This is a genomic window from Atopomonas sediminilitoris (assembly GCF_022601735.1).
In the GTDB taxonomy this organism is placed as follows: Bacteria; Pseudomonadota; Gammaproteobacteria; order Pseudomonadales; family Pseudomonadaceae; genus Atopomonas; species Atopomonas sediminilitoris.
In genome coordinates, this window is sequence record NZ_JAKUMM010000003.1 from 86,050 (window position 1) to 111,641 (window position 25,592).

Here is a 25,592-nt window from a genome sequence, read left to right on the forward strand (position 1 = left end):
CGCCATGGATAATTCAAGGCATCGCGGTGACCCAGCTGAATCACCGCGCACAGGGCAGATTCCAAAGCAGCTAAACCGTCGCCGCCTTGGCTCTGCCGAGCATCTCGAAAAAATCAGGGTTCATTTCCCGACAGGCCCCCAACACGTACTGCAACTGGCTGGGGCGCAGCTGCTCAACGTCTTCTAGGGTGAGACTGGTCATGCGCGGAAAGTCGCTTAGGCGCAGGTCTTCAAACAACAAGCTATCCACCGCATCGTCACTCACGCAGGCCAGCATCTGGCGCACATCGGCCACTTTTAACTCGCGCACCACTACCTCGCGCTCAGCCACGGTAATGACTTTGGCGCTGACTAAATCACTCATAAGGGACTCCAGAAACGCAAAAACCCGCCGAAGCGGGTTTAAAGAAGATATAAAACGTGTACTGACTCTATTCCATTGCTTACCCATAAGTCTGACCGCAATAACAGGACTGCTTAGGTACTTGAAACGCAGGAGGGACCCGTAATGCCATCACCGAAACAGGACAAGACTGAAATTTGGGCGCTGCGAAAAAGCCGCCCAGAAAATGACGAATACGACCCACATGATCACCCTCAAAAGCACATAAATGAACTCGTGCAAGCTGTGTGCGGTGAAGGCTTTATTACTACTGAAGGTGTTAACCGATTGGCCCTTGAGCTACCGGCCCTTGTAGAGCTTCGCCCTTATCTACCTAATACCACGTTGCTGAATGCAACCCTCCGCCTACAGCGCGGGGACTGGACGCCGGACAATGAAGAGGCTTTTCTGCGTCTTTGCACTGCGGGATTTCTTGATGACGACTACGGCCATTTAGGTGATGAGCTACGAGATTTGTTCGAGGAACCAAACCCATTCTTGGGGGACATTTACGCTGAGCTTTTCGACAACCTCACCGACCATGATGCTCTACAAGGCCGCTTCGTACAGTTTACTGGTAGCTTCGTATCCGGCTCACGGCGGTCTTGTTGGGATACTGTTCGGAAGCTGAGCGGTGTGCCCGTCGAGGCAGTCTACGATTTGGACTACCTCTTCGTGGCGAACACACACATCAACAACCGTATTGTATCCAGCAAGATTGAGGCCGCTATCAACATCCGTTCACGGCGAGGCCAATTGAAAATTCTCCGCGAAAGCGACTGGAATCAGCTTACCGCCTCTGTGCTATCCCAAAGCACACACGATTGAGCAGCACAAATGCAATGGCTTAATCCACATCCTGAATAAACAGGTACTGGCTAACGCCGGCGCCGGTTTTGGTGCTGTCTTTGAGGGCCTTGCCGGTGAACTCCAAGCTGGCAAAGTCATCTCCGATCACGCTAAGGCCGGCTGGGCTGTGGCTGATCTTATAAATCTCAATGATCTGCGGCTTGCCGCTTCGCGCTTCGTTCAGCCCCTCAAACACCATGCGGTAATTCTTACCGCTGTTGATCAAGGCTTGAATATTGGCGTGGGGCGGGTAGCTGTAGTTCGCCTTGACTGCCGTGGCGTCAGCGATCGCGCCACCCTCCAAGATCACCACACCAGCGGCAGTGACTTGGTAGTCGGTATCCGCCACGTAGGTGGTGGCTCCCGTGCTATCAGTCAGCGTGACTGCGCTTGGCTGCGGATAAGCAAACTTAACCAGCGCGCCCTTGTAAGCGGTGTGCGCTTCTGCCGTGACAGTGCCTGCGGCAACATCTGTGGCGCTACCGTACAACGCACGAGCAAGGTTGGCCTTGTTGAGGTGGTGTGCGGTGTAGCTAATGTTCACCGCTTTGATGCGGCTATAGCTGGCATCGGTACCACCACCTGGGGTGGTGTGATCCGCCTGCGTGTTTTCTTCCGCTTCAATTTGATACTCCAGCTTGGAGCAGTTTTTGATAAAGACTAGCTTTTCGGGGGTGTCTAAATCGGCCAGATAAATCTTGCCGGAACCCACCCAAGCGCCGCGTTGATCAGCCATGGTGTTGCTCCTGTTGTTCGGTGATGCCGTTGGCGGCTAACCAAGCTGCCTCGGCAAGGGTGACAATGATGGTTTGACCGGCTTGGTAGTGCTGGCCGGCGTGGGTGTGCGGCTTTTTAAGCGCGCACGACACCTCACCGCTTTGCAGCGGTGCTTTTTGCTTGGACATGGTTAAACCTCGTGCAGCAATGCGCTGGTGGTGAGCGAAATGGCGACCGTGCTGTAGCTAAGCCCGTCGCCGGGCGGGAATTGCTGTGGGCTGCCCACACTGAGCCGGCCCATATCAGCAGCAGCCCATTGACTGCGGGAGCCGTGCGCTGGAAACAAACAGCGCACCAGATCGCAAGTCAGCTCATCCAGCGCGTTCTGGTAATCGGCCACCGGCGTTTGCACAGCACCAATCACCCGAAACGCCAACGGCACCCGCAGGGTGTCGGCAGCGGCGCTGGGTGACTCTTCGCTGGCGTGCGGTTGCAGCACAATGAAGGGCGTCGACGGTTTATCGCTGGCAGCAACCACCTCCTCAAACCAACCCGTGCTCACCACGCCGCCTGCGTTAGTGAAGTAGCCCGCGCTTTGGTTGATCGTGCGCAGTCGCGCTAACAGCGCTTCGCGCACAGCAGTGATGGGGTTCATGGAGCCTCCATGCAGGCCAGCGTGAGCCAATAACCGTCATCACTGACCGACTGATCGACCTGCAGTTGTTGACCGTTGGCCAAGGTGAACAGGTCACCTCGGCGCACGGTACCGACACTGGCTTTGCGCAGCGTGATGCCCACGGCCTGTGTTTGAAACACGCCATCAGCCCCCTCGAATTGCAAGTTAACGTCCACCTGCAAACGCAAGCTCGGTACCACAGCGCCTTGCCGAGGCTGAAAGCTGCCGAGCTGGTCGCTGAGGCTGTGCTCGATGGCCAGATCAAGATCTGCTAACGCCTCAGCAAAGCTGGCCATCAGTCGTCGTCCTGCGCGGGTGGCTGGCTGTCTTGCGCGGCGGCACGGTTGCCCAGCGGGGCAATTTTGCCGGCGGCGAGCAGTTCGTCCTCGATGTCTTTGTTGGGCGGAGAGTACTCCTGCCCTTTGACGTAAGTGAGGCGCCCCTCCTGCAGGGCGCCGTCAATGACGCGATAGGTTTTCTTGGCCATGTCACACCACCTTGGCGTACACAAAGGCGTCGGGTTCCAGCAAGCCGGCCAGCGGTGCGGCCATGACCTTGAGCCAGCGTGCGCTGGGTTCTGGGGTGACCCACGACTTGGGGAAGCGCGCGGCTTCAACCAACCCACTTTCGATCGCCTCTAAGTCTTGAATAGCGCCGTACAACATGGCGTTTTGCGTGGTGGTGGCGCCCAAGATTAGCCCGCCTGCGGGGATCATCGGTTGCTCGGTATCGGCATCGTCGACATACCATTCGTCGTAGCCGTACAGGTCCACGCCGGGGTCATTGAGGTAACCCAAGTAGGTGACACCCTCGGGCAGCGTTTCGGGCTTGATCAAGCCCAGATCCACGCGCCGGGTGTTGAGCTGCTTCATCACCCGCTCGTTGCTTTGAAAGGCATCCAGCGCCTCGCCACTGAGCGCCGCGGTGTTGGCGGTGCGGCCTGAGTCTTTGGCAATCTTGCGCTTCCATGCCCGTAGGTTACCGATCGGGTCGCCATCGGCGGTATGCCACTGGTTAGTGGTGAGGGTGATCTTATGATCAGCGGCCATCAGAAAGTCGATGGTGTCATCCACGCCCTCACCCACCACGCGCACTTGGCCGGTGGTCAGCGCTTGCGCGCACATCCACTCTTCGCGGCGAGTGATTTGGCTGTCCAGATCAGCGAGGTCTTTACCCAGCTGCAAGCCGGCCCGCTCCAGCGGGGTGCGCACGGCATAGGGGTTATCCCCGGCGGCACGCTTGAGAATCATCTCGGCGTTGGTTTCCATCTTGGGCTGCACATACGGCGGCACATAGGTGTCGGTGCGCATGCCTTCACGCAGCGTGACGCTGCCCGGTAGGCGCGGGTGCACAAAGGGCGCCATCTTGCGCTTGCCTTTGATGATGTCGATATCCACCGACTTGCTGGCAAAGGTGCGTGGAGTGCCGCCATTGAAGAAGGTCTGCAGCAAAAAACGGCGGGCGGTGGGCATCTGCTCGACCGCTGCGAGCATAGTGCGCGTATCAAAAATATCTGGCATGGGAATGCTCCTTTAGCGAACGAACAGCGACAGAGGTCGCAAGGCTGTTTTGACGGTGGCCAAGGTGTGGCCAGCGCCGAGGATTAAGGCGCTACCAAACACTTCGCCGGTGAGCATCACGGGGGCGGGTTTGGCGCTGCTGGTGGTATCGACTGCTTCATCGAGAATCACCTCCGGGGTTTGCGAGCCATCACCGGCGGCGCTGGCCGACAGTTTGTACTCGCCAGAAGCGGTGACTTTGCCCAGCACCGCACCGGCAGTGAGGATTTGCCCAGCGGCGATGGTGACGCCGTCTTTGACCACGGGGAAATCACCGGCCAGCAAGGTGGCCGGTGTGTACGTTGTACGGGTTGGATTGCTCATGACGGGCTCCTGTTAGCGGCGGCGGGCACCAGCGACAATCGCGCTGACAGCCTGTTGATGTTCTGCCGCCTGCTCGTCGTGCGAGGGGGTGGCTGGGTTGGTGCCGGTGGCGTCGGCCTTGATGCCGGCCAAGCTGATGCCGCGATCTTGCGCAGCTTTGAACAGCGTCAGGGCGGTGGCCTCGATGCTGTTGCCGTTGTCGATGGCGGCGGCGATCTCGCTCTCAAAGCCTTTGGCGGCCAGCGCGTGAATGCCTTTGATGCGTTCACGCTCGACACTGATAGCCTCGGCTTTGAGGCTGTCGGTATCGATCGTCGGCGCGGCAATGTGGATGGTTTGCGGGTCAGTGCCGGCAGCCAATGCCGCCTGCAGTTCCGCCGTGGTGCTCACCGTGGTCATGCTGAGTTTCCTCATGGTTGCGGCCGGTTTGGCCAGTTCTGCGATCAGGGTTTCCAGCGATCCGAGCCGGTGCGCAAGCCCCGCCTCAACAGCGGCGGCGCCAACGCGCAAACCACCGTGGTCGCCCTGTGCGGGGACATCTTGTGGATCGACGGCCAAGTTGCGCGCGACCTTGGCCACGAACACGTCGCTGAGGGCGTCGATGGTTTTACCGATCACAGCGCGGCCCGCTTCGGTTGTAAGGTCGGGCCGCTTGTTGGGGGCGTTGCTGCTGGTGATGGTGTAGCGCTGCTCGCCTTCGCGGGCGTCGCGCACTAGCACCTCCGTGACCACGCCGATGCTGCCGACTAAGGCGGTGTCATCAATCACCAGCTCATCGGCGGCGCTGGCCAGCCAATAAGCGGCACTGGCCACCGTGCCGCCGCCGTAAGCCTTGATGGGCTTTTGGCTGCGTGCGGCATAGATCATGTCGCTGAGCTCATTAATGCCGGTGGCCTCGCCGCCGGGGCTATCAACATTGAGCACGATGGCCCGCACTTGCGGGTTATCCAGGGCGGCTTGCAGATCGGTGGCTAATTCTTGGGTGCTGGTCGCACCGCTGATGCGGGTGAACACATTGGCGTAACGCATGATGGGGCCGGTGATCGGGATCACCGCTACGCCATCGCGCAGGGTGACGCTGCGGGCGTTATCCAGCGGGCGGCCGAGATGCGCTTCCAACGCGGCGGGGTCGCCCTGCCGATCGGCAATGCTCATCAATGTTGCCAGTGCATCGGGCAGCATCAGCCATGGCCGGCTAGCGGCCAAGTCAAAGGCACGGGGCATGGGTTACTCCTGTTCGCTGTCGGGGCTGTCGGGATTGTTAGCGCTGGCGGGCACAGCCGGCGGTGTGTCCGTGCGCTGCAAGCCATCGGCACGCCGCTGTTGCACTTCGCGCACGCGCTGGCGATACACCTGCTGCCATGGCTCGCCGGTCATGGCAGCGGTTTCTAGGGTTTCGTTGCTGACGCCAATGTCGATGCGTTCACGCGCGGCCTTGGCCTCTTTGAGTTCATCAATGGCACCGCGTGCGGGGCCAATCCACAGGGCTTGGCAGTAAGCGCGGCGTTTGGCCGGGTCGGCGTAGCCGGGTAGATCTATCAGCCCCCGTGCCACGGCCTCATCGATAATCAGCTCGCGGCTGGGCTGACAAAAATCACAGGTCAACCACCAGCGGCGCAGGCTGTAATAACGCCACGCTTGCAGCATGGCGGCACGAGCGGCGGAGTAGCTGCTGTTGTAGTGCAGCAGCAGTTCTTCCAACGGCAGCTCCAGCGCGGCACCGATCTCTTTAACCACCGCCATAAAGAACGGGTCGAACTGCGCATTAGGCCGCGCGGGGTTGGCCACCGCGGCTTTTTCGCCTTTGCCGAGGTCGATGATGGCGCCCTCGCCCAGCTGGATGCTGTCGTCGCCGGCGGCGTCATCGGTGCTGCGCGACGACTCGCCTTGCCCGAGCGCGGCCAAGGTCATCTTGCCGTCGTCAAAGGCGTCGGTTTTCTCGATGAACACGGTGAAGAACGCGGACAACACGGCGGCCATCAGTTCGGCGCTGCTGTAACGCTCTAACTTTTGCAGCGGCTCAAGCACGGGGGCTAAGTACGGCGCGCCGCGCTTTTGCCCGGGGCGCTCTTTGTCGGCCATCACGTGCATGATGCGGCGCCGGCCGGTTTCGCGGCCAAACACGGGCAGTGGCTCCCAGCGCAGCGTGTGGCCACGACGGAACTCGCCGGGGTAGTCGGTGCTGACGTGGTAGCGCACTGGCGCGCCCAAGGCGTCGAACTCAATCCCGTCCACCAAGTTAGCCGTATCAAGCCCACCGTTGGGGTTACTGACGCGATCGGTTTCAATCAGCTGCAGCCGCGTGCTGAACAAGCAGCCGGGGCGCTCCTGGTCAGGGGTGGCGATGAACACATCACCGCCGACCATGGCCGACACCAACACCAAGGCTTGTAGCTGATAGTGGTTGAGTGAGGCTTCGGCATCACACTCACGCGGGTTGTCAGCGTAGAGCGACCAAATCCGGTCAAGCGCGCCATTTAATTGCTCGGCCTGTTGGGCGCTAACGCCCAACGCATCGGCGTCGACTTGGCTGCGACACACCAGACCAGTACCAACCACATTGGTGCGTAGCCGGCCAATAGCGGCACGGGCCAACAAGTGGTTGCGCATGGCATCGCGCGAGCGCGCCACCAGCATGTTGCGTTCGCTGGTGTTGAGGTCGCGCTGCGGGCTACCCAGACCGGGCACCCAGCTGACCATGCTGCGCAGCAAGCGCGAGGCTCCGCGCCAACGGGTTTCTACTCCGCCACCGCCGCCCTGCGCTTTGGTGCCGTTGGGTTGCGCGGTGGCTTTGGCGATTTTGAGCGCTTCTTGCAGCAACCGTTGCTCGGCTGTTTTTTGGAATAAGCCCATGTTTACAGCCTCGGGTAGATCACACGGTTACGCCCACGGCCGGCTTGTGCGGCTTGTTCACGCCCCACTTCTTTGCTGATCTCGGCCTCCAGCACGCGCAGGCTGGCCAGTTCGGCGCGCTGCATTTCGCGGTCGCCTTTGCGTACTCGCTGGCCTTTTTCGAGGATGGCCTTGATCCCCGCCCGCACTTCGGCGAGACGTTGTTCGGCGTCTGTCATGTTGGCTCTCAGTGGCCTGCGTGACTGCGCACGCCACGACCACGCTTTTGCGCGCGGCGAGGTTGCGTGGCCACCGGCAGTTCGGTGTTAAACAAGGTGGGCTGCATGAGCTGTTGCTCAAGGTGATCCCATTCGGGATCGCGCAGCAGGTGCGTTTTCAAGCTGCGCGCGGCGTGCAAGGCGTATACCTCGCAATCCAGCGCTTCGTTATGGCGGCCGGCTTTCTTCTGCCAAATCATCTTGCTGGGGTTGCGCGGGTGTGGGGCCAGTACTTCGTTGGTCAGTTGTTCGTAGTAATCACCACGAATCTCGGCGTACCAGTGCATGCGCCCTGCTCCGCAGCCCTTTAAACGCAGGCGCGCGTCAATCAGGGTTTTGGCTTTGTGGGTACCGGCAATGTGTACTCGCAGGCCGTATCGAGCCGCCTTGGTGTTGCTTTGATTGGCATCGATCGATTGCGGCGGTTTGGCGTAGATCTCTTTGTCGCGGCTATCGATGGAGGCGCCTTTTACGGCCATCACGCCAAACCGCTGGCGGTCGCGCACGTAGCTGTACACGGCATCGCTGGAGGTGCCGTCGGAGCAATCGATGCTGGCGGCTGAGATGGCCAACTGGCCGCCGTGTTGACTGGCTATCGGCGTGGCCAGCAACGCGTCCAGCGCCTGCCAAACGGGGTCTGTCTTGTCCAGCGGGTGGCCGGGTAATTCGCCCCAGTAGAGGCGCCACGATTCTTCGCCACGCCCCCAACCCACAATGACCACCGCTAGGCGGTCGTGCTGCACGTCGATGCCCGCGGTGATCAGCAGCGCCCCCTTGGGGGCGGTCATTTCACCGTAGGCTTCGGCGCGCGCTTCTAATTCGGCGGTTTTGGGCGCGTCGCTTAGGTATTCGTAACTTTCGCCTTTGGAGCTGTTCACATAGGCAATCATCGGCCCAAGGTTGCCCTGCTCAGCCTGGTACTCGGCCTGCAGGCGCTTCTCGATCAGCACCTGAAAGCGCGAGCCCCAAAAGGTGGCGTACAGCTCATTGAGGATATAACCGGCGATGCCACGAAACTCGGCGGTGGCTTGCCAGCGGCCATGTTTTAGGTTGGCGTTTTTTTGGTTGTCATCCCAAATTGCCCCGCAGTGCGGGCAGGCGTAATAGGCTGTCTCGGGCCGGTGGTTGCCGTAAACCTTATGCTGGTAACGCGGGTCTTGGTCGCAATGCAGGTTGTCGAAACTGAGGGCGTGCTCTTGCCCGCAGTCGTGGCACGGCACGAGGCCAATGCGCTTGTCCGATAACTCAAGCTCCGCCTCGATTGCCGACAGCCCTTTGATGGTCGGGGTGCCGCCAATGATGATCTTGGCGTGACGAAAGGTTTTGAGGCGCTCTTTGGCCAGCTTGATGCTATCGCCTTGCCCACGCAGGTTGAGGTTACAGTCGTCTGGTTCTTCCACCGCCACGCGCGGTACCGGGGTGGATTTCACACTGGCGGGGCTGTTGGAGCCAACCAGTTTCAAAAAGCCACCGGGAAACTTTTTGAAGTCTTGTCGCTGCTGCAATTTGCGGCTGCGCAGGTCGATCTTTTTTCTCAGCCGTGGGGTGGCTTCCACCATGGGTTCAAACTTTTCGGCCACGTATTGCTTGGCGGCTTCGGCCTTGGGGAACAGCACCAGAATGGGCGACGGGTCGAGATCGATCCACTTACCGAGGGCGTTGCCCATCACCCCCGACGTCCACGCCACTTGAGCCGACTTCTGACCGACGACCTCTTGTACGGCGGGATCATCCAAGGCTTCAAGCGGGCCACCCGGCCATATCAGATGCGGGGTGACGTCGAAGCGGTACTTGCCAGGACGCGCCGCTTCTTCCGGGGCCAGCCAGCGGTAACGCTCAGCCCATTCGATAATGCTCAGGCGCGGCGGCGGCGCCCACTTGCGCATGACGCGGCGAATGCCTTCAGTCGCAGTCGTCTTCAGCTTGTGCAGCATCATCGGGCTGCTGGTAATCCCCGTCTGACGGGGTTTCGTCATCCGGGTCATAGTGGGCTAGCTCACTCAGAATTTTCTCGATGGGTTCGCGGATCAGCTGGTCATCCACATCCACGCCATAGCGGGCCGATAACTCAATCGCTAGGTTTTGCGGGTAGGTGTTAAGCAGCTCTACCTTGGCCGCCGTTATCGCCGCTTCAAAGCGCTCAAGCAGATCCTCGGCAATCACAACCTCTTGTAGGTCGCGAGCCAGAGCCAGTTCTTCGCGGTCGCCTTTGATACGGTCAAGCCGATCACGCACGCTTTCTTTTTTGCCGTTCAGCGCGGCTTGCTCGATCAGCCAGTTGAGCACCGCTTCGCTGTCGTACTGGTTTTCGTTGCCACGTCCCAAGCCAACGGCTTGCACCGGCATGCCGCTGTTCTGCCAGCGACTGAGGGTGCGTTCATCACGGCCTACCCATTCAGACAGCTCAGCCTTAGAAACCAGCTTGCCCATGCAACACACCTATAAAGACGGACATCCCTAGCCGCATCACAGCTAGAAACAAAACAAGGCTCGAATTACCCGTGTAGCCCAGGGGGCCTAGGGAGGACCCGTTGTTAGACAGCCAGTGCACGGGCGATCGCGCGCTCTAACCTTTCCGGCAGCGCTTGCTCGACGAAGGCTTGGGCGATATCGAAGAAGTCGAGCCGCTGCGCATAGCTGGGCTTCTTCACGAAAGCCAGCACCATACGGATATCGTTGCGGCTGCCTTTACCCCATCGCACCCGCTCAGCAACGCCGATTGCTTGGCCGCCCTCGCGCAGAACGAAGAAGCGCCGAGCATTGCCCTTGGCTTGGCTGCGCTTACTTCGGCTCGCATTTGCTTCATAACCTAAATCGGAATAAGCCCGGATGCCCGACAGTATTTGAGTCAAAGTACCTTTTGGTAGGTTTCCGTGCCGGTCAAGCTTTACGCCTTTCCCTGGCACCATAAATTTTCCGGGTGGCAAAATGGACCGCTGCCGGAGATGGTACTCGCTTCGTTTGTCTGTACGATCCCCAGCGTACACCTGCGGTGCAAGCCATCGCGTTGGTGCCTGCTTCGTATCGCTAGCCTCGCCAGGTATCAATATCCTTGCGGATAAACTCTGGGGAGTAGCCTTCTCTACCCGCAAGCTATTGAGCGTATACAGCGTGGGCCGATCAAACACCGCACGCATCTCATTCCTCAAACGCTCGCGCAGATCATAGGCCGTGTAGTTCAGTGCGTTGGCCACCGCTTGATCGATACGCTCACCACTCAACACATCCAGCACCGCGGGCTTTTGCTTCAGGCCTGCCACGCGAATATCAATCACGGCCAACCTCACAAACACCGGCCCGCTTCGCCAACCAGCGCTCATACAACGCGCCGGCCACATCAGCCCCCAACAGACCCACCACAATACCCAACGCCCCGGCCACCAAAGTGTTACCCCACACAGCCAAGGCCAGCATCATCGTCGCCATGCCAAACAACGCACTGCTGCCAAAACGCAGCGCTACACGTTTGATAATCCCCCCCATCGTCACACCAGCCAGATCAGCCTGACGCATCTCGCCGACCAGCCCTGCGATAGCCACCAACAGCAGCACCCACATTGGCAGATCAGTCAGCGCCTTATCTTCAACCGGCATGGCAAACCTCAGTAAAAGAAAAAGCCCCGCACGTGGGGGGACGGCGGGGCTTTTAAAAGACCGGACAGGGCAGCCGGTCGGAGTCGCCAGACACAGCATTCTGGCTGCCGGCGTAAGTGGGTGGCCGTTAGGCGCACCTCTCAAACCGTAGTGACGTTGTACTGCCCGAACGCCACACCAGCAAGACCCCAAAAACGAAGGTGGTCGAATCCTGCGTTATCCTGCGTTATATGCGCGAATCCTGCGTTATCCTGTCACCACGCCCGATGAACGGTCACGCTGGCTGAGGCAACTACACAGGCTGGCCTCGCTATTTGCACTGAAGCGAACCGGCAGGCCTCATGGCTTGCAGGCCTCCAGTTCATCCTGCGTTCTTAGCTCAGTTTCGATGCCCAGCCGGTACTTTCAATAATCAATAACTAACTGGCGCCCACGCACATCGACCTACTCGTCCACTGCTTCGATGAACTGCCCAGAAATGCAAGCCGGCAAGACCCGAAGATAAGTCTCGGCATCTTGGGCTATCTGCGCCTTAGTTTCTGGACGCTCCGCCAAGCGCATAGCCCACTCGCGCCCAGGGTGCAGAACGTCCCATCGAGGACGCATACCCGCGTGTCGGCCCTTGCCGGGATTGTGGTTGCCAAAGCCATCAATGAGAGAATTCCACACCGGCGTAAAGCGGGCGATGATCAGTGACTCCCCAAGCGGGATCCAGATGTCATCCACCACTAGGAAACGACAATGGAAGTCCTTAATGTCTAGATTATCGGCGGCCTTGATGCTTTCGGCGTGTTCTTTAAGGCGCTTATGCAGCGCCTTGCTCGCCGCGAGCTCCAGACTCGCTCCCATGCGCGCCCCAGGGGGAACAGCCTTGCCAACATAGATGGGCAGCATGAACTTCCCGTCGCCGTTGAGCCGAGAGACCTGCGCGTAAGGAGCGAAATCACCTGTGTAGTAGATGGCGTAGATACCCGCCCCCTCAAACACTGGCAAGTCTCCCAGAGAGTGAACTTCTTTTGTCAGCAACGCTTCGGCGACACTGGCGCCCAAATTCTTTTTATCCAGAGGATTGAACGGAATCACCTTCCCTGTCACGCGGTCGCCCTTCTCTTACCTGTGTTTGCTTTCTTAAATTTGCCCAACTCTGCCATAGCCAGCTTTTCAGCCACGCTCGATGCGACGCGTTGCGCTAACAACACCGGCACCGCGTTCCCTAGCTGACGCATAGTCTCAGTCCAGCTACCGTGGAACCTGTAACCATCAGGGAACGTTTGAATGCGCGCGCTCTCGCGCACAGTAAAGTAACGGACACTGCCGTCATCCCGAACCAGCATATTTTCCCCGCCCGGCACACCATGATCCCCAGCTTTGAGGGTCTTGGCGGGTAAATCCAAGGGGCTGCCGGTGTGCCCTGGATAGGATTTCGCGCCTGGCTGGAAGAGATGATTGGGTATCTTAGAAGCGCCGCGCGACTCTGGAGCCGGCAAGCCTTGGATAGCATCCCTAACCGTACGCCAAGGGAGTGTCGTCAACGGCGTCTTCATCTGCCTAAGCTTCGCCACGCGGCCAGCAAGCCGGAGTGGCAAATCAGGTGTTCGCAACCCATGGCGCCGCCAATAGACGCCAGTGATCCACTGGTCGTGCAGCAAGGCGTCATAACTGTGCGTAGGCTCCGGGAATGACCACTCAACCCCAAGATCGTCACGAAATCCAACAAGGAAGACTCGCTCGCGCTTCTGCGGCACTCCATAGTTAGCGGCGTTCACTAAGGTCGGCACGACATTATATGTCAGCCCCGTCCCCTTGTTTCTTCCTGAAGTTTTCTCTTCCTGCAGACGCTTGAGGTGTCCGCTCCAGTCCTCGTCGCCGATTGGCGGCAACTCGGGAAACTCAAGCTGGAGCTGAATGTAGTGAAAATAATTGGCAAAGGTCGCGCGAGTGAGTCCCTTAACGTTCTCCACGATGAAAGCCTTCGGCTTGAGTCGTCGGATCACCTCGACCGTCGCAGGAAACATGTCCCGCTTGTCGGCCTGAGCCTTGTGCTTGCCACCAATTGAGAACGGCTGGCAAGGGGGCCCGCCAGCCAAAAGCTCTATACCCTGAGGAACCGAGCCCCAATCGAATGTGCGGACATCCCCTTCGTGAAGATTCCAGCTCGCTAGCAAAGGATAACCGCGTCGCTGGTTCTCCCTCACCGTGTCACAAGCCCATCTGTCCCACTCTACCACCGCGAGGTGCTCAAACCCCGCGATCTCACATCCCATGGCTAGGCCACCCGCACCCGCGAATAGCTCCACTGATCTCATAGGATCGCCCTCAAAAATACTGTAATAATATACAGAATGTTATCAAAAATTTAGCGCCAACGCACTCACTGCTCGCACGCCAATACCGCAACAACGCCCAATAACAGTGTACGCCGAGACACCATCAAACCGGCGAACGCTAATGCGCCTGAATGCTCAGTCGTTACGCAACCCAAAACGCCACCCACTCACGCCACACGGCGCCTTGCTCGTGCCTTTAGCCGCATCTGTACTTGCTCGTGCAGCTCATGCACGCGGCGGTCGTAGGTGCGGCGGCTGGTGATCATGCTCCGGCGCATCTGCTGCTCCACCGTCAACACAGGGTCTACCAGGTAACGGGCGCGGGCCAACTTCACCAACTGCGTCGGCAAGCAAAACGGCGCGCGGCCAGATCGGCCTGCCAGCCGCCAAGCCTTCGCCAAGTCAGCATCTTGCCGCTCGCCTTCGCGCACCAACTCAGCCAGCACCGCATCCACCTCGGCCGAGGCTAAATCAACACCGCCACCGCCCACCAACGCCACCGAGCCATAGCCCATGCGCGGCGGCGCACCATGCCATTCAATCAGCCCTGCCAGCGGGCTGCCACAGCCCCCAGCCACACCACGACGGCGACATTGCTCACCCCAATGCAGCATCAACTGCTCCACGTGCTCAATCATCACACCCTCCCCCAGCGGCAAAACCCAAGCCAACACAAAACAGCCCAACCCAACACACACCCAACACACTTAAAATCTAATAAAAACAAAGCATTACCTCTGCCTGTGTTGGGTGTGTTGGGTGTGTTGGCTTTTTGATCCCTCGCGTAAGAATAAAAACCGCTACACCTAGCCTTAAGACTGCTGCGCACATCACGCCCGCGCGCGCGCGTAAACCCAACACACCCAACACAGACCGCCAGAACCCCCGCCGTTGAAGGCTTCGTGCTGTGTTGGCTCGCAAAACCCAACCCAACACAACCCAACACACCCAACACACCGTCGCGCCGCCTCATACGCTGCCCCCACTGACGTGTTCCCAGCCGTCAACATCCCAACCAGCAGCCCTAGCCCGCTCGCGCCACTGGCCAACATGCGCGCCCAGCGCATCGGCAGTCACCGATGGTGGCAGGAAGGCCGCCTTATCCGGCGGCACAAAAAACGCGCCAAAGCGTCGAGTCCGCTTGAGATCACCATCGCGCCAAGGCGTCGGCCGCAGCTTCTCCACACTGGTACTGATAAACAGGCTGAACTTGGTCTGGCTCATCACGTGCTCTTTATTGCGCGCACACCACTCCAAAAACAGGGCATATAAATCTGTGGATAGGCACATACCCCACAAGCCCTTGCCCAGCTCATCGATACGCCATAGATGCAAAAAGGTTTGCCACGCAGCCCGACTCAGCGCCACCAGCCGCTCACGGGCAGGCGTAACAGGCGGCTTGGTCTGCGGATCAAACTCACCCAAATCCACCGCCAACAACCACGCATACAGCGCCGCCACTGCGCCGTTATCCAGCTCATACTTAATGGCCTGCTGCTGTTCGGGGGCTAGCGCCTCCTCCGGCCACATCACCAAAAAGCGCCGGTCGGTCTCGCTGATCGGCCACGGCATAATCTCGTTCGACAAAAACACCGCATTCATATGACTGGATTCCTCCCAGCCATTCACAAACTTACTCTCGATACGCACCGTAGTACCGGTGATCAACTGCTTGATCTTGCCCACTTGGTTGTAGCGCTGGTCACGACTGACCACCTCTTCAAACACCGCCCACAGCTTGCCGCTCTGCCAAGCGTTAAAGTTACCCTCGAGCTGAGTCTGCCCCACCGTAGCCGCGTACTGGCCATACAGCTGCCCCATCACCACCGAAAACAACAGGCTCTTGCCCGAGCCCTCCATGATCGAGTGCATCAGCACCGCCGTGTCCATCTTTGCGCCGGTATGCTGCAGCGGATAGGCCAGCCAACGCGTTAGCCACTGCGTGGCCTTGGCATCACCGTTACACAAAAAACCAATCAGCCAGCGCAGATTGGCGCAGGCATCATCATCGCGCACCGGCTCCAGCGGTAATCCCTCAAACGTATTGATATACGTGGCAGGGTCTTTGGTCATCGTCGGGTCAAAAACGATGTGATCCACATCCACCACTCGGCGCTGCGGGCTGTTCACCCACAAGCCATACCCATCACCCAGCGCCATCTTCAGCGCCCCCTCGGGCAGTCGGCGCTTTTTGGTTTTGTCCCACGCCTCTTTCGTGCCATCGATGTACACATAACGCTCAAGCGGCGGCAGATCGGTGGCGGTCTCTTTCTTGCGGGCCAGCTTCTTGGCCGCCTCAAACTCGGCCACCTGCTCTTTCGGCACCAAGCGTTTATCACCCAGCGCATACCACTCAGCCGCCAGTGGCTTACCCACCAACGCCTCAAACGCGGTTTTCTTCAACTGGTGGCGCTTGTCTTGGTCCCATACGCTGGTGGTCGGCTCAATCAAGGCAAACCGCCGTTTGGCGTGCAGCAGGGTCAAACCCTCCCCGCCCCCCGCCTGAGTAGCAGCCGCCTCAGCCGTTGGGGCGCGGGGAAGCTCACCCCCAGCAGCATCGTTACCCGCTGGGCGCGCCAAAGCCGCTAACAACTGCGCGCGCACCGCATCAACGCCCTGCTCAACGTGTAAATCGTTCCAGTCTTTAACACTCATGCGGCCTCCTTAAACACGGGGAACACCGCCACACCGCCCACCAATTCAGCAGCCGCCTCGGCCTTCACTCTGCCAGGGTTGCCCTTCACCGTTGGGTCATCGTCACCACAAACCACCAACCGCGCATGCGGGCACAGTCGCCGTACGGCAGCGGCTACGGCGGGCAAGTTGCCAGAATCCACCGCCATCACCATCGACCAACCGCTGGCCACTTGGCAGCTCGCCGCCGTGGCATACCCCTCAGCCAACCCCACCACCGGTACCGCACCAACCGACTCACCCAACAGATGAAAACAGCCGCTCTTGCGGCCATATTTGGGGAACAGCTTGCGCCCCGTGCTGTTAATGGCCTGCACGCTCCACACCTGCCCCGCCTCATCGCGCAGCGGAATCAACACATCGCCACGGCGCAAGACCATCATCGACAAGTGATCAGGCCGTGGCTTGGGCAACGCATCCAAATAGCGCTTCGCCTCGCTACCGGCCCACAGCTGGCAACGCTCGGCTGAGTCGTCAATCTCCAGCACCACCGTGCAGGCCATAAAACCAACACCCACGGCCGGCACACCCTTCTTGGCCAAATAGCCGCTCTGCCCTGTCGGCTGCACATGGCGCGCCCACAGCTGCTGGCACGCCGCCGCAACTGCCGCTTGCATGCGCGCGGTACGCGCCTCATCAGCGGCCACCTCGACCTCACGCGCACGGCGTCGCGTCTCTTGCTCTTTGGCAAAGCGGTGTTTGTCTTCGGCGCTCAGCTCGCGCTTATCGGGCTGCCAGCCGTTGTCGCTGGCCAGCTTAATCACCGTGCCAATACCAATGCCGCCGCGCTTAAAGCTGCGCCACACCGTTTTGGCATCTGCCGCTTTATAGCCCTCCCCACTGGCGCTCCAGCTATCCCACTCAGCAAAGGCCGCATCACCAAACTCAGCCTTAACCCCCATGCCCACCTGCAACCAAGTCTCCCGATCGCCCGCCGGAATAAACCGCAGCAACAAAGGCAAATCACTCAGCATCAACGTTGGATAATCAACCATACCGCCGCTCCCGCAGCCCAGCGCAATGCACGCACAACGTGCAGCCCGGTACCGCCTCACGGCGCTTTTGGGGGATTGGCTCATCGCAGGCTTCGCACACCTGCGCACTCTCGCCTTGGTATTGCACCCGCGCGGCAATGCGCCGTTGCTGGGCTTCCTCGGCATGGGCCATGGTCAACTCAAGCATGCGCTCATCCATGACCGGGGCCCTCCATCGCAGCGCGGGCGCCGGCCATGATGCCGAGCAGCTTGCGCACCAGTTTCATGCCGTGGCGCTCAAGGTCGGCCACCTCTTTGGCCTCCCAGCGGCCATCGGCGGCGCCCTCGGCCAAGCTGGCCACAAAGCCCGCCTCAGCCTGCAAGTAGTGGCTCAGCGCAAGCATGGCATCGCGGGTGGCCGCTACCGGCTCGGTGCCGTAGCACGTCACCCCATACACCCGCTCAAACCACGCGCGCACACGCGGCCCCTGCACCAACTCAGCTACCCGCTCAAAGTCATCCAAGCGCAAGTGGTGGTCAGGGTAAGAGGTAGAGATTCGCTTTTGGTAAGGCCCGTAAGGCTCACCCAAAATGGCGCACACCGCCACATGCCCCCCGCGAAACTCGCGGCAGTCGGCATCCACGGCCTGTGTTAGAGGTAGATCATCACAATCGTGTTGATTGCTCATCGGTAGTAAAACCCCCATCACTACCGTAGGCGCAGCAAAGCAGATGCCCTACTATTGGCCTACAGCAGTCGAGACCGCCCGTTTACGTGCTGTGGGCTGGCGGCTCGATGGTTGAGGTAACTGGCTGGTAACCGGTTACCGACCTTGCCGGGTGGGAGGTCAGAGACCCGCCCGGCACCCTACAAATCTAGCGAAAGGTCAGAGTCTTCCGCTAAAGCATGTCGCGCAGTACCAAGGCAGGTGGTCAGAGACCCGCCTCAGCACATTTAAGCTGCCCTTTGCAGCAGTGACTCTTCAATTGGGAAAACATCATCCAAATCACAAATGACGCCCAAACGGTTAAGCGCAGCCGTAATGGCTCGGCTATCAACTAGGCTTGGGGTTCTACGCTCGGCCTCATAGTTGCTCAAGCGGCCCTGTGACCAGCCAAGCGCGACGGCTAGCGCAACTTGTGGAATTTTGGCAGCCCCCCGCAGATCAGCAATACGGTTCATTACGCAGCTCCTGAAAACAGAGCCAACAAAGTAGCACGTAACGTGTAATTTGCAACACGTTTAGTGGCCTAAAAAATAAACGGCGCGTGGTATCTTCAAACCATGAACACACTCGGCCAACGCATTAACCACTACAGAAGAGCCAAAGGCCTTTCTCAACTGGCCTTGGCCGACCTTTGCGGCTGGGCCGGCGGACAAGCCCGCATCGGCAATTACGAACGCGACTTCCGCGAACCAAGCCTCCCTGACATACAACTCATCGCTAACGCCCTCGGCATTAGCGTTTCCGACTTGGTAGACCCTCAAACGGCGCAAGCGCTTTCCGAGCAGGCCGAGATAAGCGTCAACCCAAGCGTCCAAGACTACGCACTAATACCCCAGTACTCAGCCCACGGCGCAGCAGGCAACGGCCACCTAAATGACCACATCGAGGTTAAAGGCGGGCTAGTGTTTAAACGCGCATGGCTGACACGCATGCACCTGCGCGAACAAAACCTGCATGTAATCTACGTTCAAGGCCACAGCATGGAGCCCACCATCTGCGACGCTGACGTTGTGCTTGTTGACGACAGCCAAAGCCAGCCCCGCGACGGGCGCATATTCCTACTGCGCAAGCCTGACGGCGAGCTGATCATCAAGCGCCTTATCCAGTCCCTAACCGGCGGCTGGATTATTCGCAGCGACAACACCGACAAGCGCGCCTATCCCGACCAGCCAGTTAGCAACGACGAAATAACCGCCTTGCAAATCATTGGCCGCGTTGTTTGGCACGGAGGCGCCCTGTAATGCCACTCATTACCCGCCCAATTAGCGCGCCTTGCCGCGCCGAAAGCGACTGGCAAAGCACCTGGCAAGCCGAAGACGAAGGCCTCATCAAATGCTGGGAAGTCGGGCGGCAACTGGCCGAAAGCACGCCAGAGCTAGCTGCCGCAGCCTTGCGCGATGAGCTCCCCGTCTTAGGCTGGAAAGGCGGCGTTAGCCGCGCCCTCAAAAAACTCGACAAGCCCGGCAGCCTGCAATACCTCGCACAATGGCAGGGCCTGCGCGGCGAAGACCTCAACATTGATACCAGCCATGAAGTGACGCTCACCTGCAGCAGAACCGGCATGCGCATTACCTTCACCAGCGACATCAACAAGCTACTCGATCAAACCACGGAAGAACCCACCGAAGGAGAGGACGATGGTCGACCTGCATCAGGAGTTCGAGAACAGCCGCTTTTTTCATAAAGCGCGCATCGACCGGCGTGCCGCAGACACCTTGCTCGGCCTCGCCGCTGGCATGGCAGCAGACGGCACCATCAACCAGCAAGAGGCCGAGTTCCTCAAAAACTGGATAGAGTCGAACTTAGCCCATGCCGACGATCCTGTGATCAACATCCTTTATCGCCGCCTAACCCACATGCTTAGCGACCAACTTCTGGACGCTGACGAATCAGCCGAACTGCTCGACATGCTCAAGCAGCTCACCGGCACCAGCAAAAGCCCCGACCACCCCCACCAAGCACCCAGCACACTCCCCCTCAACCATCCCGCCCCGCCTCTCGCGCTGGACTGCCACACCTTTGTTTTTACCGGCGTCATGGCCTATGGCCCACGCGCCGCCTGCGAAGCTCTGGTTAGGGAACGCGGAGGCCTGATTGGCTCTGGCATCTCCAAAAAAACCAACTACCTCGTCGTTGGCAGCATCGGCAACGAACAGTGGCTACACAGCAGCTACGGCAACAAAATCAAAAAAGCCGTAGAGCTACGCGAAGCCGGCAATGCAATCGCCATCATCAGCGAAGACCATTGGCAGCAGACCATCTTTAGCTGATCCACAAAAAAACAACACCTATCGTGCTTTTATGTGTTGACTTATTAATCACGTTACGTTTTATTTGTCGCGTACCCATCTCTGACCTCTGGAGTACGCGACATGAATACGACACAGCACACACCCCCCTGCCAGGTGCACTCGCACCCAGCCCTTAACGCTAGCCACGTCTTCGAAGTGCGCCGCCTGGCGCGTGACGCAGGCTGCCAGTACGTCACCGCCGGACAGCAAAGCCACCGCCCTCAACTCAAGCAGCCCACCTTACCGGCCTTTGAAGACTTCGGCCCCTGGGGAGGCGCAGCATGAGCCAACTTCTTATCGGCCTTGCAGGCCACGCTCGGGTAGGCAAGGACACCGTCGCCCGCTACTTGGTCGCCCAGCTGAGCCTTATTAGCTACGCCTTTGCCATGCCACTCAAACACGCACTGGCCGAGATGTTCAGTCTCACCACAACGCAACTAGAAGGCCCGCAGAAAGAGCAGCCCCTGCCCTGGCTGGGCAAGTCCCCGCGCGAGCTGATGCAACTGCTCGGCACCGAGTGGGGCCGCGAGCTAATCCACCCTCAGCTTTGGCTATTACTGGCCGAGCAAAACCTCCAACGGCTAGCCGAGCATCATCAAGACATGCAAGGCGTGGTGATCAGCGATGTGCGCTTCGAAAACGAGGCCGACTGGGTGCGCAGCAAAGGCGGCGTGATCTTCCATATCAGCCGCTGCGGCATTCACCCCATCAACCAACACAGCAGTGAAGGCGGCATCTGGCACCACAAAGGCGACTACGTCATCAGCAACGACGCCGACCTGCCAGCGCTGTACGACCAGCTCAACCGCGCCGTGGCCGACCTCACTCGTCGCCACGCAGCGTAAGGCCAGCACCATGAACCGCACCCTCGATCAAGCCGCCGCACTGCTCAACGTAGGCCCGCGCAAGCTGCGCCAACGCCTGCGCGTGCTGGGCATTCTTAACCACGCAGGCGAGCTCACCAGCCGCTACCGCGAGGCCGGCCACTTGTTCACTGACTGCCGCAGCCGCTGGAACCCCGCCATCAATGCCTACGCCCATTACGGCGTGGTGATGGTGACCGAACGCGGGCTGCGCTGGCTGGCCGACCAACTGGGCGTCAGCGTCAGCCAAAAGGATGCCGCATGAGCAACACCCTTCAGCGCCTGCGCGACCAGTACCAGCGCGACTGCCTGCCGCTCAGCGAAGTGATGCGCGACTACTTCCCACACATCACCAGCGAAAGGCACTTTTTAACCGAAGTGCGCCAAGGTCGCATCGCCCTGCGCACCGTGCGCCTGCACGAAAGCCGCAAGGCTCCATTGATGGTTTACCTACACGACTTGGCCGAACTGCTCGACCAAGCCAAACCCGATACCACCGACCAAGCGGCATAACGCCACCCAACGGGGAACACAGCACATGCTCACTACGACGCAAACTTTCGCGCTACTGGTACTCATCTTCTGGTTTATCGCTTGGCCGGCTACCTGCTATTGGCTGGGCCAACGCCAAGGGCGCAAACAATCCCACAACCCAAGTTATGCCAAGGGCCTAGACGACGGCATCAACCAAGCCCACGTCCTGCATCAAGTTCGGTGGCGTAGCCAACGCAATGAAATCGAACAGCTCAAAAGCCAGCTCGCACAAGCACGCGAAAAACTAGCCAGCCTCATGCAGCCGTATGACGAACGCGATGCTGACACCCTGCGCCACATCAGTCGTGAACTCAGCACCTTGGCCGGCACCTATGAGGGTTTCAATTCGCACCAGCGCGCCGCTGAAACCCGCACGCTGGTCAAAATCTGCCAGCGCCTGGCCGAGCGCATCACCCCAGCAACCGAGCCAACCACCGAGCTGGAGGCCGCCGCATGAATAAGCCCGCCCTAAGCACCCAAGCCTTGCTGGCCACCCGCCGACACCACATGGACAGTCTCAAACGCCTGCGCCGCGCAAGCCAACACTGGAATGCCGACACCGCACCCCGCGGCGAAGACACCATGGCCAATCTTATGCAGCAGGTTTACGACATCGATACACAACTGGCGCAGCTGGGCTGCGTGGCGGAGGCCGCATGAGCAAGCAAACAACGGACAATCAAGGAGGGCGCCCCCTATGATCGGCATCCCAGAAACTGACACTCTAGAGCACGCACGCATCAGTGCTAACGTAAACACCGGCTACCAAGTAACCACAGCTGACGGCAAGCCCGCGCGACTGGCCATCATTGACGCCGACGGCAGCGTGATCGAGGCAGGCCCCGCCGTGGCCAAAGAGGCATGGAACGTGTGCATCGCCGTGCAAAAAAACTTCTGGATCGGCCAAGGCCACTTGGTGATACACAGCAGCCCACCGGGACAAAGTAAGCCGGCCAAAGCCGCCTAACACAAGCCGACCGCTAGGTCGGCTTTGTATTGTCAGCTGCCCTCACTGGCTCGCCAATCACCGCTGCGCCGATTTATGCGCAACAGAAGCGGCCTACCGGCTTTGGGCACTAACATGACATCAATATTCTTGCTTTGCCGCCCCTCAGCACCAATGCCACGCATGTACACAACAATGCGCTCAAAGGTATCCATCACCAGCTGCCGGACTTGCTCCCGCGCGGCATAGTCTCCGGCTTCTACTTGTTCAGCCAACGCTTGCCAGCGCGCAGCGCGCGCAGGTTCAGCCTGCGAGGCACGGCTAGTTAGTTCTCGCTCAGCCTGCTGTGCGCGCTGCTGCGCTTCGCCAAGCTGCTGCTCTAACTCCCGCGCACGGCGCACAAACGCCAAAGGGGCTGCGCCACTCTCATCCGCCAACAGCGCATCGGTAATCTTGCCTAACTGACGCTCAAGTTCAGCCGCTTCACGCCGCAAAACTGCCAGCCGCTCACGCGCCGCTCGGCCATCGTCTGGCGACTCATAAAGCCGCTGCAGGTTAATTTGATCGCCGCAATAATTAAGCAGCGCCCGCTCAACAGGCACAACGCTACAACTACCTCCTGCGGTGCATCCGCCTTGCTTGCTGTAAGCCGTGCACTGCAAGCGTCGGTGACCATCCGCAAGGCTACCGTCAGCCTTAGCACGCCCCATAATGTTTTGCGCAACCAAAGCCGTACCGCAGTAGCCGCAATAGGTAAGCCCAACTCCGGTGATAATACCGGGAATGACACCAGCGCCCCGCCGCCGATGCCGCTGGCTGGCTAGGTACTGCAACTCGTCGTACTCAGTTTCAGTAAGCAATGCCGGGTAATACCCTTCAAGTAAGTAGTCTTCGCCATCCACTGAGATACGCTTTGCACCACGCAACGCTGGCAACTTGATCAGCCGATAAATCTGCTGCCCAGCAATTCCCCAATCAGTTAACTCATAACCTTCTTGATACATCAGCTTAGCGGCGCGCCCCGCACCATAACCCTGCTGATACAACTCAAGCGCACGCCGCACAGCCGCAACCCGATCAGGTACAAGCTCCCACTCGCGCCCCGTCCAGCTGACCCAAGCAGGATCTTTGCCGTTGCGCACAAGGCCGCGATAGGTGCCGGCGACCCACCCCTCGCACAAACGACGAATGCTGGCCTTAACCCGCTTGCTCTTGGTATCCGACTCCTCATGCGCGCGAATCATCACCAGCAAGCTGTAAACCAAATCCATGGGCTGAGCCTTTAGGCCTGCGCGGTTGTACTCACGCCCATCACTGGCAGTGACCACGGTGATGCCAGCATTGATTATCTGTGCCAACTGGGCCTGCGCTTGAATCGGCTCAGCTCGACTCAACCGGTCTAGTCCCTCAACAATTAGCACCGAACCATCAGGAATGCGCCCATCATCAACCGCCCGTAAAAACGCCCCCAAAGCCCCTTGTTTGACATGCTGTTGGTGGTACGCCGACAAGCCTTCATCACGCAGCGACAAAGACTCGTCCAACATAAGCCCGCGCTCAGCCGCCCAACGCTGGGCATACTGCAACTGACGGTCGGCACTACTACCAGTCGCCTGCCGAGGGTCGGAGAAGCGCAGATAGCTGTATACTCGCGCGCCTATATTTTTCATCCGTGATCCGGTCATGACTACAAAGAATATTAAGAAAGCTCCAAGTATAGGGTTTATATCGCTCGGGTGCCCAAAGGCATTAGTCGATTCCGAGCGCATCCTCACGCAGCTGCGTATGGAAGGCTATGAAGTCGTCCCCACCTACGAAGGTGCCGACGTGGTGGTGGTTAACACCTGCGGCTTTATCGACAGCGCCAAAGCCGAGTCACTGGATGCCATTGGTGAAGCCATTGCCGAAAACGGCAAAGTGATTGTCACCGGCTGCATGGGCGTGGAAGAAAACACCATCCGCGACGTGCACCCCAGCGTGCTGGCCGTCACCGGCCCGCAGCAATACGAGCAAGTGGTTAACGCCGTGCACGAAGTGGTACCGCCTTCCACCGAGCACAATCCGCTGATTGATCTGGTGCCGCCGCAGGGTATTAAGCTGACACCGCGCCACTATGCTTATTTGAAGATTTCTGAAGGCTGCAACCACAGTTGCAGTTTCTGCATTATTCCGTCGATGCGCGGCAAGTTGGTCAGCCGGCCAGTGGGTGATGTGTTATCCGAAGCACAGCGCTTGGTTAAATCGGGCGTTAAAGAGTTACTGGTGATCAGCCAAGACACCAGCGCCTATGGTGTCGACCTCAAGTACAAAACCGATTTCTGGGATGGCCAGCCGGTCAAAACCCGCATGCTGGAGCTGTGCCAAGCACTGTCCAGCATGGGTGTGTGGGTACGCCTGCACTACGTCTACCCCTACCCCAATGTGGATGACGTGATTCCGCTGATGGCTGCTGGCAAGCTGCTGCCATACCTGGATATCCCGTTCCAGCACGCCAGCCCCAAAGTGCTTAAGGCGATGAAGCGTCCTGCCTTTGAAGACAAAACGCTGGCGCGCATCAAGAAGTGGCGCGAAATCTGCCCCGAGCTGACCATCCGCTCGACCTTTATCGTTGGCTTCCCCGGTGAAACCGAAGAAGACTTCCAGTACCTGCTTGACTGGCTGAGCGAGGCACAGCTCGACCGCGTTGGCTGCTTCCAGTACTCGCCTGTCGACGGCGCACCGGCCAACGACCTTGGCCTTGAACCAGTCCCCGATGAGATCAAGCAAGCACGCTGGGAGCGCTTTATGGCGCATCAGCAGGCAATCTCCGCCGCTCGCCTGCAGCTGAAAATTGGTCGTGAGCTGGACGTGCTGATCGATGAAATCGACGAAGAAGGTGCCGTCGGCCGCAGCGCCGCAGACGCCCCAGAAATCGATGGCGCGGTGTATATCGACAGCTTTGATTTAACCCCAGGGCAAATCGTGCGCGTGCGCGTGACCGATGCCAACGAGTACGACTTGTGGGCTGAGCTGGTTTAAATCAGG

Annotated in this window: 34 protein-coding genes and 1 pseudogene; 11 read left to right on the forward strand and 24 right to left on the reverse strand. The window is 59.3% G+C overall.

The features are described 5' to 3' along the window. Positions 1-70 precede the first annotated feature (70 nt). Positions 71-364: a phage tail assembly protein gene (locus tag MKI83_RS05035; protein ID WP_241583793.1), complete on the reverse strand. Its 294-nt coding sequence runs from the start codon at positions 362-364 to the stop codon at positions 71-73. Between the two features lie 144 nt (positions 365-508). On the opposite strand from MKI83_RS05035, the gene MKI83_RS05040 reads away from it, so the two are divergent. Next, a complete protein-coding gene (locus tag MKI83_RS05040; protein ID WP_241583794.1) occupies positions 509-1,210 on the forward strand; it encodes a BRCT domain-containing protein in 702 nt (233 codons plus the stop codon). A 19-nt stretch (positions 1,211-1,229) separates the two neighbouring features. Here the strand turns inward: MKI83_RS05040 and MKI83_RS05045 are convergent, their stop codons facing one another. The 22 genes and pseudogenes from MKI83_RS05045 to MKI83_RS05150 form a co-directional block, all read right to left on the reverse strand. Beyond that, entirely contained in the window at positions 1,230-1,967 is a 738-nt protein-coding gene (locus tag MKI83_RS05045) for a phage tail tube protein (RefSeq protein ID WP_241583795.1), read from the reverse strand. Continuing rightward, positions 1,960-2,136, reverse strand: coding sequence for a DUF7210 family protein (locus tag MKI83_RS05050; protein ID WP_241583796.1), 177 nt, complete (start codon positions 2,134-2,136; stop codon positions 1,960-1,962). The genes MKI83_RS05045 and MKI83_RS05050 overlap by 8 nt, the downstream gene beginning before the upstream one ends. Before the next feature lie 2 nt (positions 2,137-2,138). Beyond that, positions 2,139-2,603, reverse strand: coding sequence for a hypothetical protein (locus tag MKI83_RS05055; RefSeq protein WP_241583797.1), 465 nt, complete (start codon positions 2,601-2,603; stop codon positions 2,139-2,141). Further along, positions 2,600-2,920, reverse strand: coding sequence for a hypothetical protein (locus MKI83_RS05060; RefSeq protein WP_241583799.1), 321 nt, complete (start codon positions 2,918-2,920; stop codon positions 2,600-2,602). The genes MKI83_RS05055 and MKI83_RS05060 overlap by 4 nt, the downstream gene beginning before the upstream one ends. After that, positions 2,920-3,111: a hypothetical protein gene (locus tag MKI83_RS05065; RefSeq protein WP_241583801.1), complete on the reverse strand. Its 192-nt coding sequence runs from the start codon at positions 3,109-3,111 to the stop codon at positions 2,920-2,922. Before MKI83_RS05065 ends, MKI83_RS05060 begins: the two co-directional genes overlap by 1 nt. Position 3,112: 1 nt before the next feature. Then, a complete protein-coding gene (locus MKI83_RS05070; protein WP_241583803.1) occupies positions 3,113-4,144 on the reverse strand; it encodes a major capsid protein in 1,032 nt (343 codons plus the stop codon). Between the two features lie 12 nt (positions 4,145-4,156). Then, a complete protein-coding gene (locus MKI83_RS05075) occupies positions 4,157-4,507 on the reverse strand; it encodes a head decoration protein (protein ID WP_241583805.1) in 351 nt (116 codons plus the stop codon). A gap of 12 nt (positions 4,508-4,519) precedes the next feature. Then, positions 4,520-5,731: a S49 family peptidase gene (locus MKI83_RS05080; protein WP_241583806.1), complete on the reverse strand. Its 1,212-nt coding sequence runs from the start codon at positions 5,729-5,731 to the stop codon at positions 4,520-4,522. 3 nt (positions 5,732-5,734) lie between these two features. Then, the gene (locus tag MKI83_RS05085; RefSeq protein WP_241583808.1) at positions 5,735-7,360 is read right to left on the reverse strand and encodes a phage portal protein; all 1,626 of its coding nucleotides are present in this window, start codon (positions 7,358-7,360) and stop codon (positions 5,735-5,737) included. Between the two features lie 2 nt (positions 7,361-7,362). Then, positions 7,363-7,578 carry a hypothetical protein gene (locus MKI83_RS05090; protein ID WP_241583809.1) on the reverse strand — a complete coding sequence of 72 codons (216 nt, stop codon included), beginning with the start codon at positions 7,576-7,578 and terminating at the stop codon, positions 7,363-7,365. 8 nt (positions 7,579-7,586) lie between these two features. Then, positions 7,587-9,593, reverse strand: a complete 2,007-nt coding sequence (locus MKI83_RS05095; protein ID WP_370867351.1) for a phage terminase large subunit family protein — start codon at positions 9,591-9,593, stop codon at positions 7,587-7,589. Further along, on the reverse strand, positions 9,520-10,047 hold the full coding sequence (locus tag MKI83_RS05100) for a terminase small subunit (RefSeq protein ID WP_241583810.1): 528 nt from the start codon (positions 10,045-10,047) through the stop codon (positions 9,520-9,522). Before MKI83_RS05100 ends, MKI83_RS05095 begins: the two co-directional genes overlap by 74 nt. Positions 10,048-10,151: 104 nt before the next feature. After that, a complete protein-coding gene (locus MKI83_RS05105; protein WP_241583811.1) occupies positions 10,152-10,892 on the reverse strand; it encodes a hypothetical protein in 741 nt (246 codons plus the stop codon). Then, positions 10,885-11,211: a phage holin family protein gene (locus MKI83_RS05110; protein WP_241583812.1), complete on the reverse strand. Its 327-nt coding sequence runs from the start codon at positions 11,209-11,211 to the stop codon at positions 10,885-10,887. Before MKI83_RS05110 ends, MKI83_RS05105 begins: the two co-directional genes overlap by 8 nt. Before the next feature lie 444 nt (positions 11,212-11,655). Then, positions 11,656-12,306: an Eco29kI family restriction endonuclease gene (locus tag MKI83_RS05115; RefSeq protein ID WP_241583813.1), complete on the reverse strand. Its 651-nt coding sequence runs from the start codon at positions 12,304-12,306 to the stop codon at positions 11,656-11,658. After that, positions 12,303-13,517: a DNA cytosine methyltransferase gene (locus MKI83_RS05120; RefSeq protein ID WP_272493013.1), complete on the reverse strand. Its 1,215-nt coding sequence runs from the start codon at positions 13,515-13,517 to the stop codon at positions 12,303-12,305. The genes MKI83_RS05115 and MKI83_RS05120 overlap by 4 nt, the downstream gene beginning before the upstream one ends. Positions 13,518-13,705: 188 nt before the next feature. Then, positions 13,706-14,176, reverse strand: a complete 471-nt coding sequence (locus MKI83_RS05125) for a hypothetical protein (RefSeq protein ID WP_241583815.1) — start codon at positions 14,174-14,176, stop codon at positions 13,706-13,708. A 331-nt stretch (positions 14,177-14,507) separates the two neighbouring features. Further along, positions 14,508-16,103: pseudogene (locus MKI83_RS05130) on the reverse strand (DUF5906 domain-containing protein); the annotation flags it as partial. 86 nt (positions 16,104-16,189) lie between these two features. Continuing rightward, a complete protein-coding gene (locus tag MKI83_RS05135; RefSeq protein ID WP_241583816.1) occupies positions 16,190-17,227 on the reverse strand; it encodes a PriCT-2 domain-containing protein in 1,038 nt (345 codons plus the stop codon). Beyond that, on the reverse strand, positions 17,220-17,426 hold the full coding sequence (locus MKI83_RS05140; protein WP_241583817.1) for a TraR/DksA C4-type zinc finger protein: 207 nt from the start codon (positions 17,424-17,426) through the stop codon (positions 17,220-17,222). The genes MKI83_RS05135 and MKI83_RS05140 overlap by 8 nt, the downstream gene beginning before the upstream one ends. Then, positions 17,419-17,895 (reverse strand): hypothetical protein, encoded by a 477-nt coding sequence (locus MKI83_RS05145; protein WP_241583818.1) that lies wholly within the window; start codon positions 17,893-17,895, stop codon positions 17,419-17,421. The genes MKI83_RS05140 and MKI83_RS05145 overlap by 8 nt, the downstream gene beginning before the upstream one ends. A 266-nt stretch (positions 17,896-18,161) precedes the next feature. Next, positions 18,162-18,389 (reverse strand): helix-turn-helix transcriptional regulator, encoded by a 228-nt coding sequence (locus tag MKI83_RS05150; protein WP_241583819.1) that lies wholly within the window; start codon positions 18,387-18,389, stop codon positions 18,162-18,164. A gap of 102 nt (positions 18,390-18,491) precedes the next feature. Between MKI83_RS05150 and MKI83_RS05155 the strand changes: the two genes are divergently transcribed. The 9 genes from MKI83_RS05155 to MKI83_RS05195 all read left to right on the forward strand — a co-directional run bounded on the left by MKI83_RS05155 (position 18,492) and on the right by MKI83_RS05195 (position 22,589). Next, positions 18,492-19,175, forward strand: a complete 684-nt coding sequence (locus tag MKI83_RS05155; protein ID WP_241583820.1) for an XRE family transcriptional regulator — start codon at positions 18,492-18,494, stop codon at positions 19,173-19,175. Further along, positions 19,175-19,618 carry a hypothetical protein gene (locus tag MKI83_RS05160; RefSeq protein ID WP_241583821.1) on the forward strand — a complete coding sequence of 148 codons (444 nt, stop codon included), beginning with the start codon at positions 19,175-19,177 and terminating at the stop codon, positions 19,616-19,618. The genes MKI83_RS05155 and MKI83_RS05160 overlap by 1 nt, the downstream gene beginning before the upstream one ends. Further along, positions 19,572-20,204, forward strand: a complete 633-nt coding sequence (locus tag MKI83_RS05165) for a BRCT domain-containing protein (protein ID WP_241583822.1) — start codon at positions 19,572-19,574, stop codon at positions 20,202-20,204. Before MKI83_RS05160 ends, MKI83_RS05165 begins: the two co-directional genes overlap by 47 nt. Before the next feature lie 302 nt (positions 20,205-20,506). Then, on the forward strand, positions 20,507-21,070 hold the full coding sequence (locus MKI83_RS05170) for a deoxynucleotide monophosphate kinase family protein (RefSeq protein ID WP_241583823.1): 564 nt from the start codon (positions 20,507-20,509) through the stop codon (positions 21,068-21,070). Positions 21,071-21,080: 10 nt separating this feature from the next. After that, positions 21,081-21,353, forward strand: a complete 273-nt coding sequence (locus MKI83_RS05175; RefSeq protein ID WP_241583824.1) for a phage antirepressor KilAC domain-containing protein — start codon at positions 21,081-21,083, stop codon at positions 21,351-21,353. After that, positions 21,350-21,601 carry a pyocin activator PrtN family protein gene (locus MKI83_RS05180; protein ID WP_241583825.1) on the forward strand — a complete coding sequence of 84 codons (252 nt, stop codon included), beginning with the start codon at positions 21,350-21,352 and terminating at the stop codon, positions 21,599-21,601. The genes MKI83_RS05175 and MKI83_RS05180 overlap by 4 nt, the downstream gene beginning before the upstream one ends. Positions 21,602-21,626: 25 nt before the next feature. Then, positions 21,627-22,079 (forward strand): hypothetical protein, encoded by a 453-nt coding sequence (locus MKI83_RS05185; protein WP_241583826.1) that lies wholly within the window; start codon positions 21,627-21,629, stop codon positions 22,077-22,079. Then, positions 22,076-22,282, forward strand: coding sequence for a hypothetical protein (locus MKI83_RS05190; protein WP_241583827.1), 207 nt, complete (start codon positions 22,076-22,078; stop codon positions 22,280-22,282). Before MKI83_RS05185 ends, MKI83_RS05190 begins: the two co-directional genes overlap by 4 nt. Before the next feature lie 37 nt (positions 22,283-22,319). Then, a complete protein-coding gene (locus MKI83_RS05195; RefSeq protein ID WP_241583828.1) occupies positions 22,320-22,589 on the forward strand; it encodes a hypothetical protein in 270 nt (89 codons plus the stop codon). 32 nt (positions 22,590-22,621) lie between these two features. Here the strand turns inward: MKI83_RS05195 and MKI83_RS05200 are convergent, their stop codons facing one another. Continuing rightward, positions 22,622-24,238: a recombinase family protein gene (locus MKI83_RS05200; RefSeq protein WP_241583829.1), complete on the reverse strand. Its 1,617-nt coding sequence runs from the start codon at positions 24,236-24,238 to the stop codon at positions 22,622-22,624. A 13-nt stretch (positions 24,239-24,251) separates the two neighbouring features. Here MKI83_RS05200 and rimO point away from each other — a divergent pair, with 13 nt between their 5' ends. Beyond that, positions 24,252-25,586, forward strand: coding sequence for a 30S ribosomal protein S12 methylthiotransferase RimO (rimO, locus tag MKI83_RS05205; RefSeq protein WP_241583830.1), 1,335 nt, complete (start codon positions 24,252-24,254; stop codon positions 25,584-25,586). The last annotated feature ends 6 nt before the right edge of the window (positions 25,587-25,592 follow it).

What these genes read in the sequence shown, in the direction of transcription:
- MKI83_RS05095 (WP_370867351.1), bottom strand. Translation starts at nt 9,593, where the DNA reads ATGACGAAACCCCGTCAGACGGGGATTACCAGCAGCCCGATGATGCTG.
- MKI83_RS05175 (WP_241583824.1), top strand. Translation starts at nt 21,081, where the DNA reads ATGAACCGCACCCTCGATCAAGCCGCCGCACTGCTCAACGTAGGCCCG.
- rimO (WP_241583830.1), top strand. Translation starts at nt 24,252, where the DNA reads ATGACTACAAAGAATATTAAGAAAGCTCCAAGTATAGGGTTTATATCG.
- MKI83_RS05060 (WP_241583799.1), bottom strand. Translation starts at nt 2,920, where the DNA reads ATGGCCAGCTTTGCTGAGGCGTTAGCAGATCTTGATCTGGCCATCGAG.
- MKI83_RS05040 (WP_241583794.1), top strand. Translation starts at nt 509, where the DNA reads ATGCCATCACCGAAACAGGACAAGACTGAAATTTGGGCGCTGCGAAAA.
- MKI83_RS05150 (WP_241583819.1), bottom strand. Translation starts at nt 18,389, where the DNA reads ATGAACCGTATTGCTGATCTGCGGGGGGCTGCCAAAATTCCACAAGTT.
- MKI83_RS05100 (WP_241583810.1), bottom strand. Translation starts at nt 10,047, where the DNA reads ATGGGCAAGCTGGTTTCTAAGGCTGAGCTGTCTGAATGGGTAGGCCGT.
- MKI83_RS05200 (WP_241583829.1), bottom strand. Translation starts at nt 24,238, where the DNA reads ATGAAAAATATAGGCGCGCGAGTATACAGCTATCTGCGCTTCTCCGAC.
- MKI83_RS05125 (WP_241583815.1), bottom strand. Translation starts at nt 14,176, where the DNA reads ATGATTGAGCACGTGGAGCAGTTGATGCTGCATTGGGGTGAGCAATGT.
- MKI83_RS05120 (WP_272493013.1), bottom strand. Translation starts at nt 13,517, where the DNA reads ATGAGATCAGTGGAGCTATTCGCGGGTGCGGGTGGCCTAGCCATGGGA.
- MKI83_RS05160 (WP_241583821.1), top strand. Translation starts at nt 19,175, where the DNA reads ATGCCACTCATTACCCGCCCAATTAGCGCGCCTTGCCGCGCCGAAAGC.
- MKI83_RS05110 (WP_241583812.1), bottom strand. Translation starts at nt 11,211, where the DNA reads ATGCCGGTTGAAGATAAGGCGCTGACTGATCTGCCAATGTGGGTGCTG.
- MKI83_RS05055 (WP_241583797.1), bottom strand. Translation starts at nt 2,603, where the DNA reads ATGAACCCCATCACTGCTGTGCGCGAAGCGCTGTTAGCGCGACTGCGC.
- MKI83_RS05170 (WP_241583823.1), top strand. Translation starts at nt 20,507, where the DNA reads ATGAGCCAACTTCTTATCGGCCTTGCAGGCCACGCTCGGGTAGGCAAG.
- MKI83_RS05070 (WP_241583803.1), bottom strand. Translation starts at nt 4,144, where the DNA reads ATGCCAGATATTTTTGATACGCGCACTATGCTCGCAGCGGTCGAGCAG.
- MKI83_RS05075 (WP_241583805.1), bottom strand. Translation starts at nt 4,507, where the DNA reads ATGAGCAATCCAACCCGTACAACGTACACACCGGCCACCTTGCTGGCC.
- MKI83_RS05035 (WP_241583793.1), bottom strand. Translation starts at nt 364, where the DNA reads ATGAGTGATTTAGTCAGCGCCAAAGTCATTACCGTGGCTGAGCGCGAG.
- MKI83_RS05165 (WP_241583822.1), top strand. Translation starts at nt 19,572, where the DNA reads ATGGTCGACCTGCATCAGGAGTTCGAGAACAGCCGCTTTTTTCATAAA.
- MKI83_RS05135 (WP_241583816.1), bottom strand. Translation starts at nt 17,227, where the DNA reads ATGGTTGATTATCCAACGTTGATGCTGAGTGATTTGCCTTTGTTGCTG.
- MKI83_RS05085 (WP_241583808.1), bottom strand. Translation starts at nt 7,360, where the DNA reads ATGGGCTTATTCCAAAAAACAGCCGAGCAACGGTTGCTGCAAGAAGCG.
- MKI83_RS05140 (WP_241583817.1), bottom strand. Translation starts at nt 17,426, where the DNA reads ATGGATGAGCGCATGCTTGAGTTGACCATGGCCCATGCCGAGGAAGCC.
- MKI83_RS05180 (WP_241583825.1), top strand. Translation starts at nt 21,350, where the DNA reads ATGAGCAACACCCTTCAGCGCCTGCGCGACCAGTACCAGCGCGACTGC.
- MKI83_RS05195 (WP_241583828.1), top strand. Translation starts at nt 22,320, where the DNA reads ATGATCGGCATCCCAGAAACTGACACTCTAGAGCACGCACGCATCAGT.
- MKI83_RS05155 (WP_241583820.1), top strand. Translation starts at nt 18,492, where the DNA reads ATGAACACACTCGGCCAACGCATTAACCACTACAGAAGAGCCAAAGGC.
- MKI83_RS05045 (WP_241583795.1), bottom strand. Translation starts at nt 1,967, where the DNA reads ATGGCTGATCAACGCGGCGCTTGGGTGGGTTCCGGCAAGATTTATCTG.
- MKI83_RS05090 (WP_241583809.1), bottom strand. Translation starts at nt 7,578, where the DNA reads ATGACAGACGCCGAACAACGTCTCGCCGAAGTGCGGGCGGGGATCAAG.
- MKI83_RS05185 (WP_241583826.1), top strand. Translation starts at nt 21,627, where the DNA reads ATGCTCACTACGACGCAAACTTTCGCGCTACTGGTACTCATCTTCTGG.
- MKI83_RS05050 (WP_241583796.1), bottom strand. Translation starts at nt 2,136, where the DNA reads ATGTCCAAGCAAAAAGCACCGCTGCAAAGCGGTGAGGTGTCGTGCGCG.
- MKI83_RS05080 (WP_241583806.1), bottom strand. Translation starts at nt 5,731, where the DNA reads ATGCCCCGTGCCTTTGACTTGGCCGCTAGCCGGCCATGGCTGATGCTG.
- MKI83_RS05065 (WP_241583801.1), bottom strand. Translation starts at nt 3,111, where the DNA reads ATGGCCAAGAAAACCTATCGCGTCATTGACGGCGCCCTGCAGGAGGGG.
- MKI83_RS05190 (WP_241583827.1), top strand. Translation starts at nt 22,076, where the DNA reads ATGAATAAGCCCGCCCTAAGCACCCAAGCCTTGCTGGCCACCCGCCGA.
- MKI83_RS05145 (WP_241583818.1), bottom strand. Translation starts at nt 17,895, where the DNA reads ATGAGCAATCAACACGATTGTGATGATCTACCTCTAACACAGGCCGTG.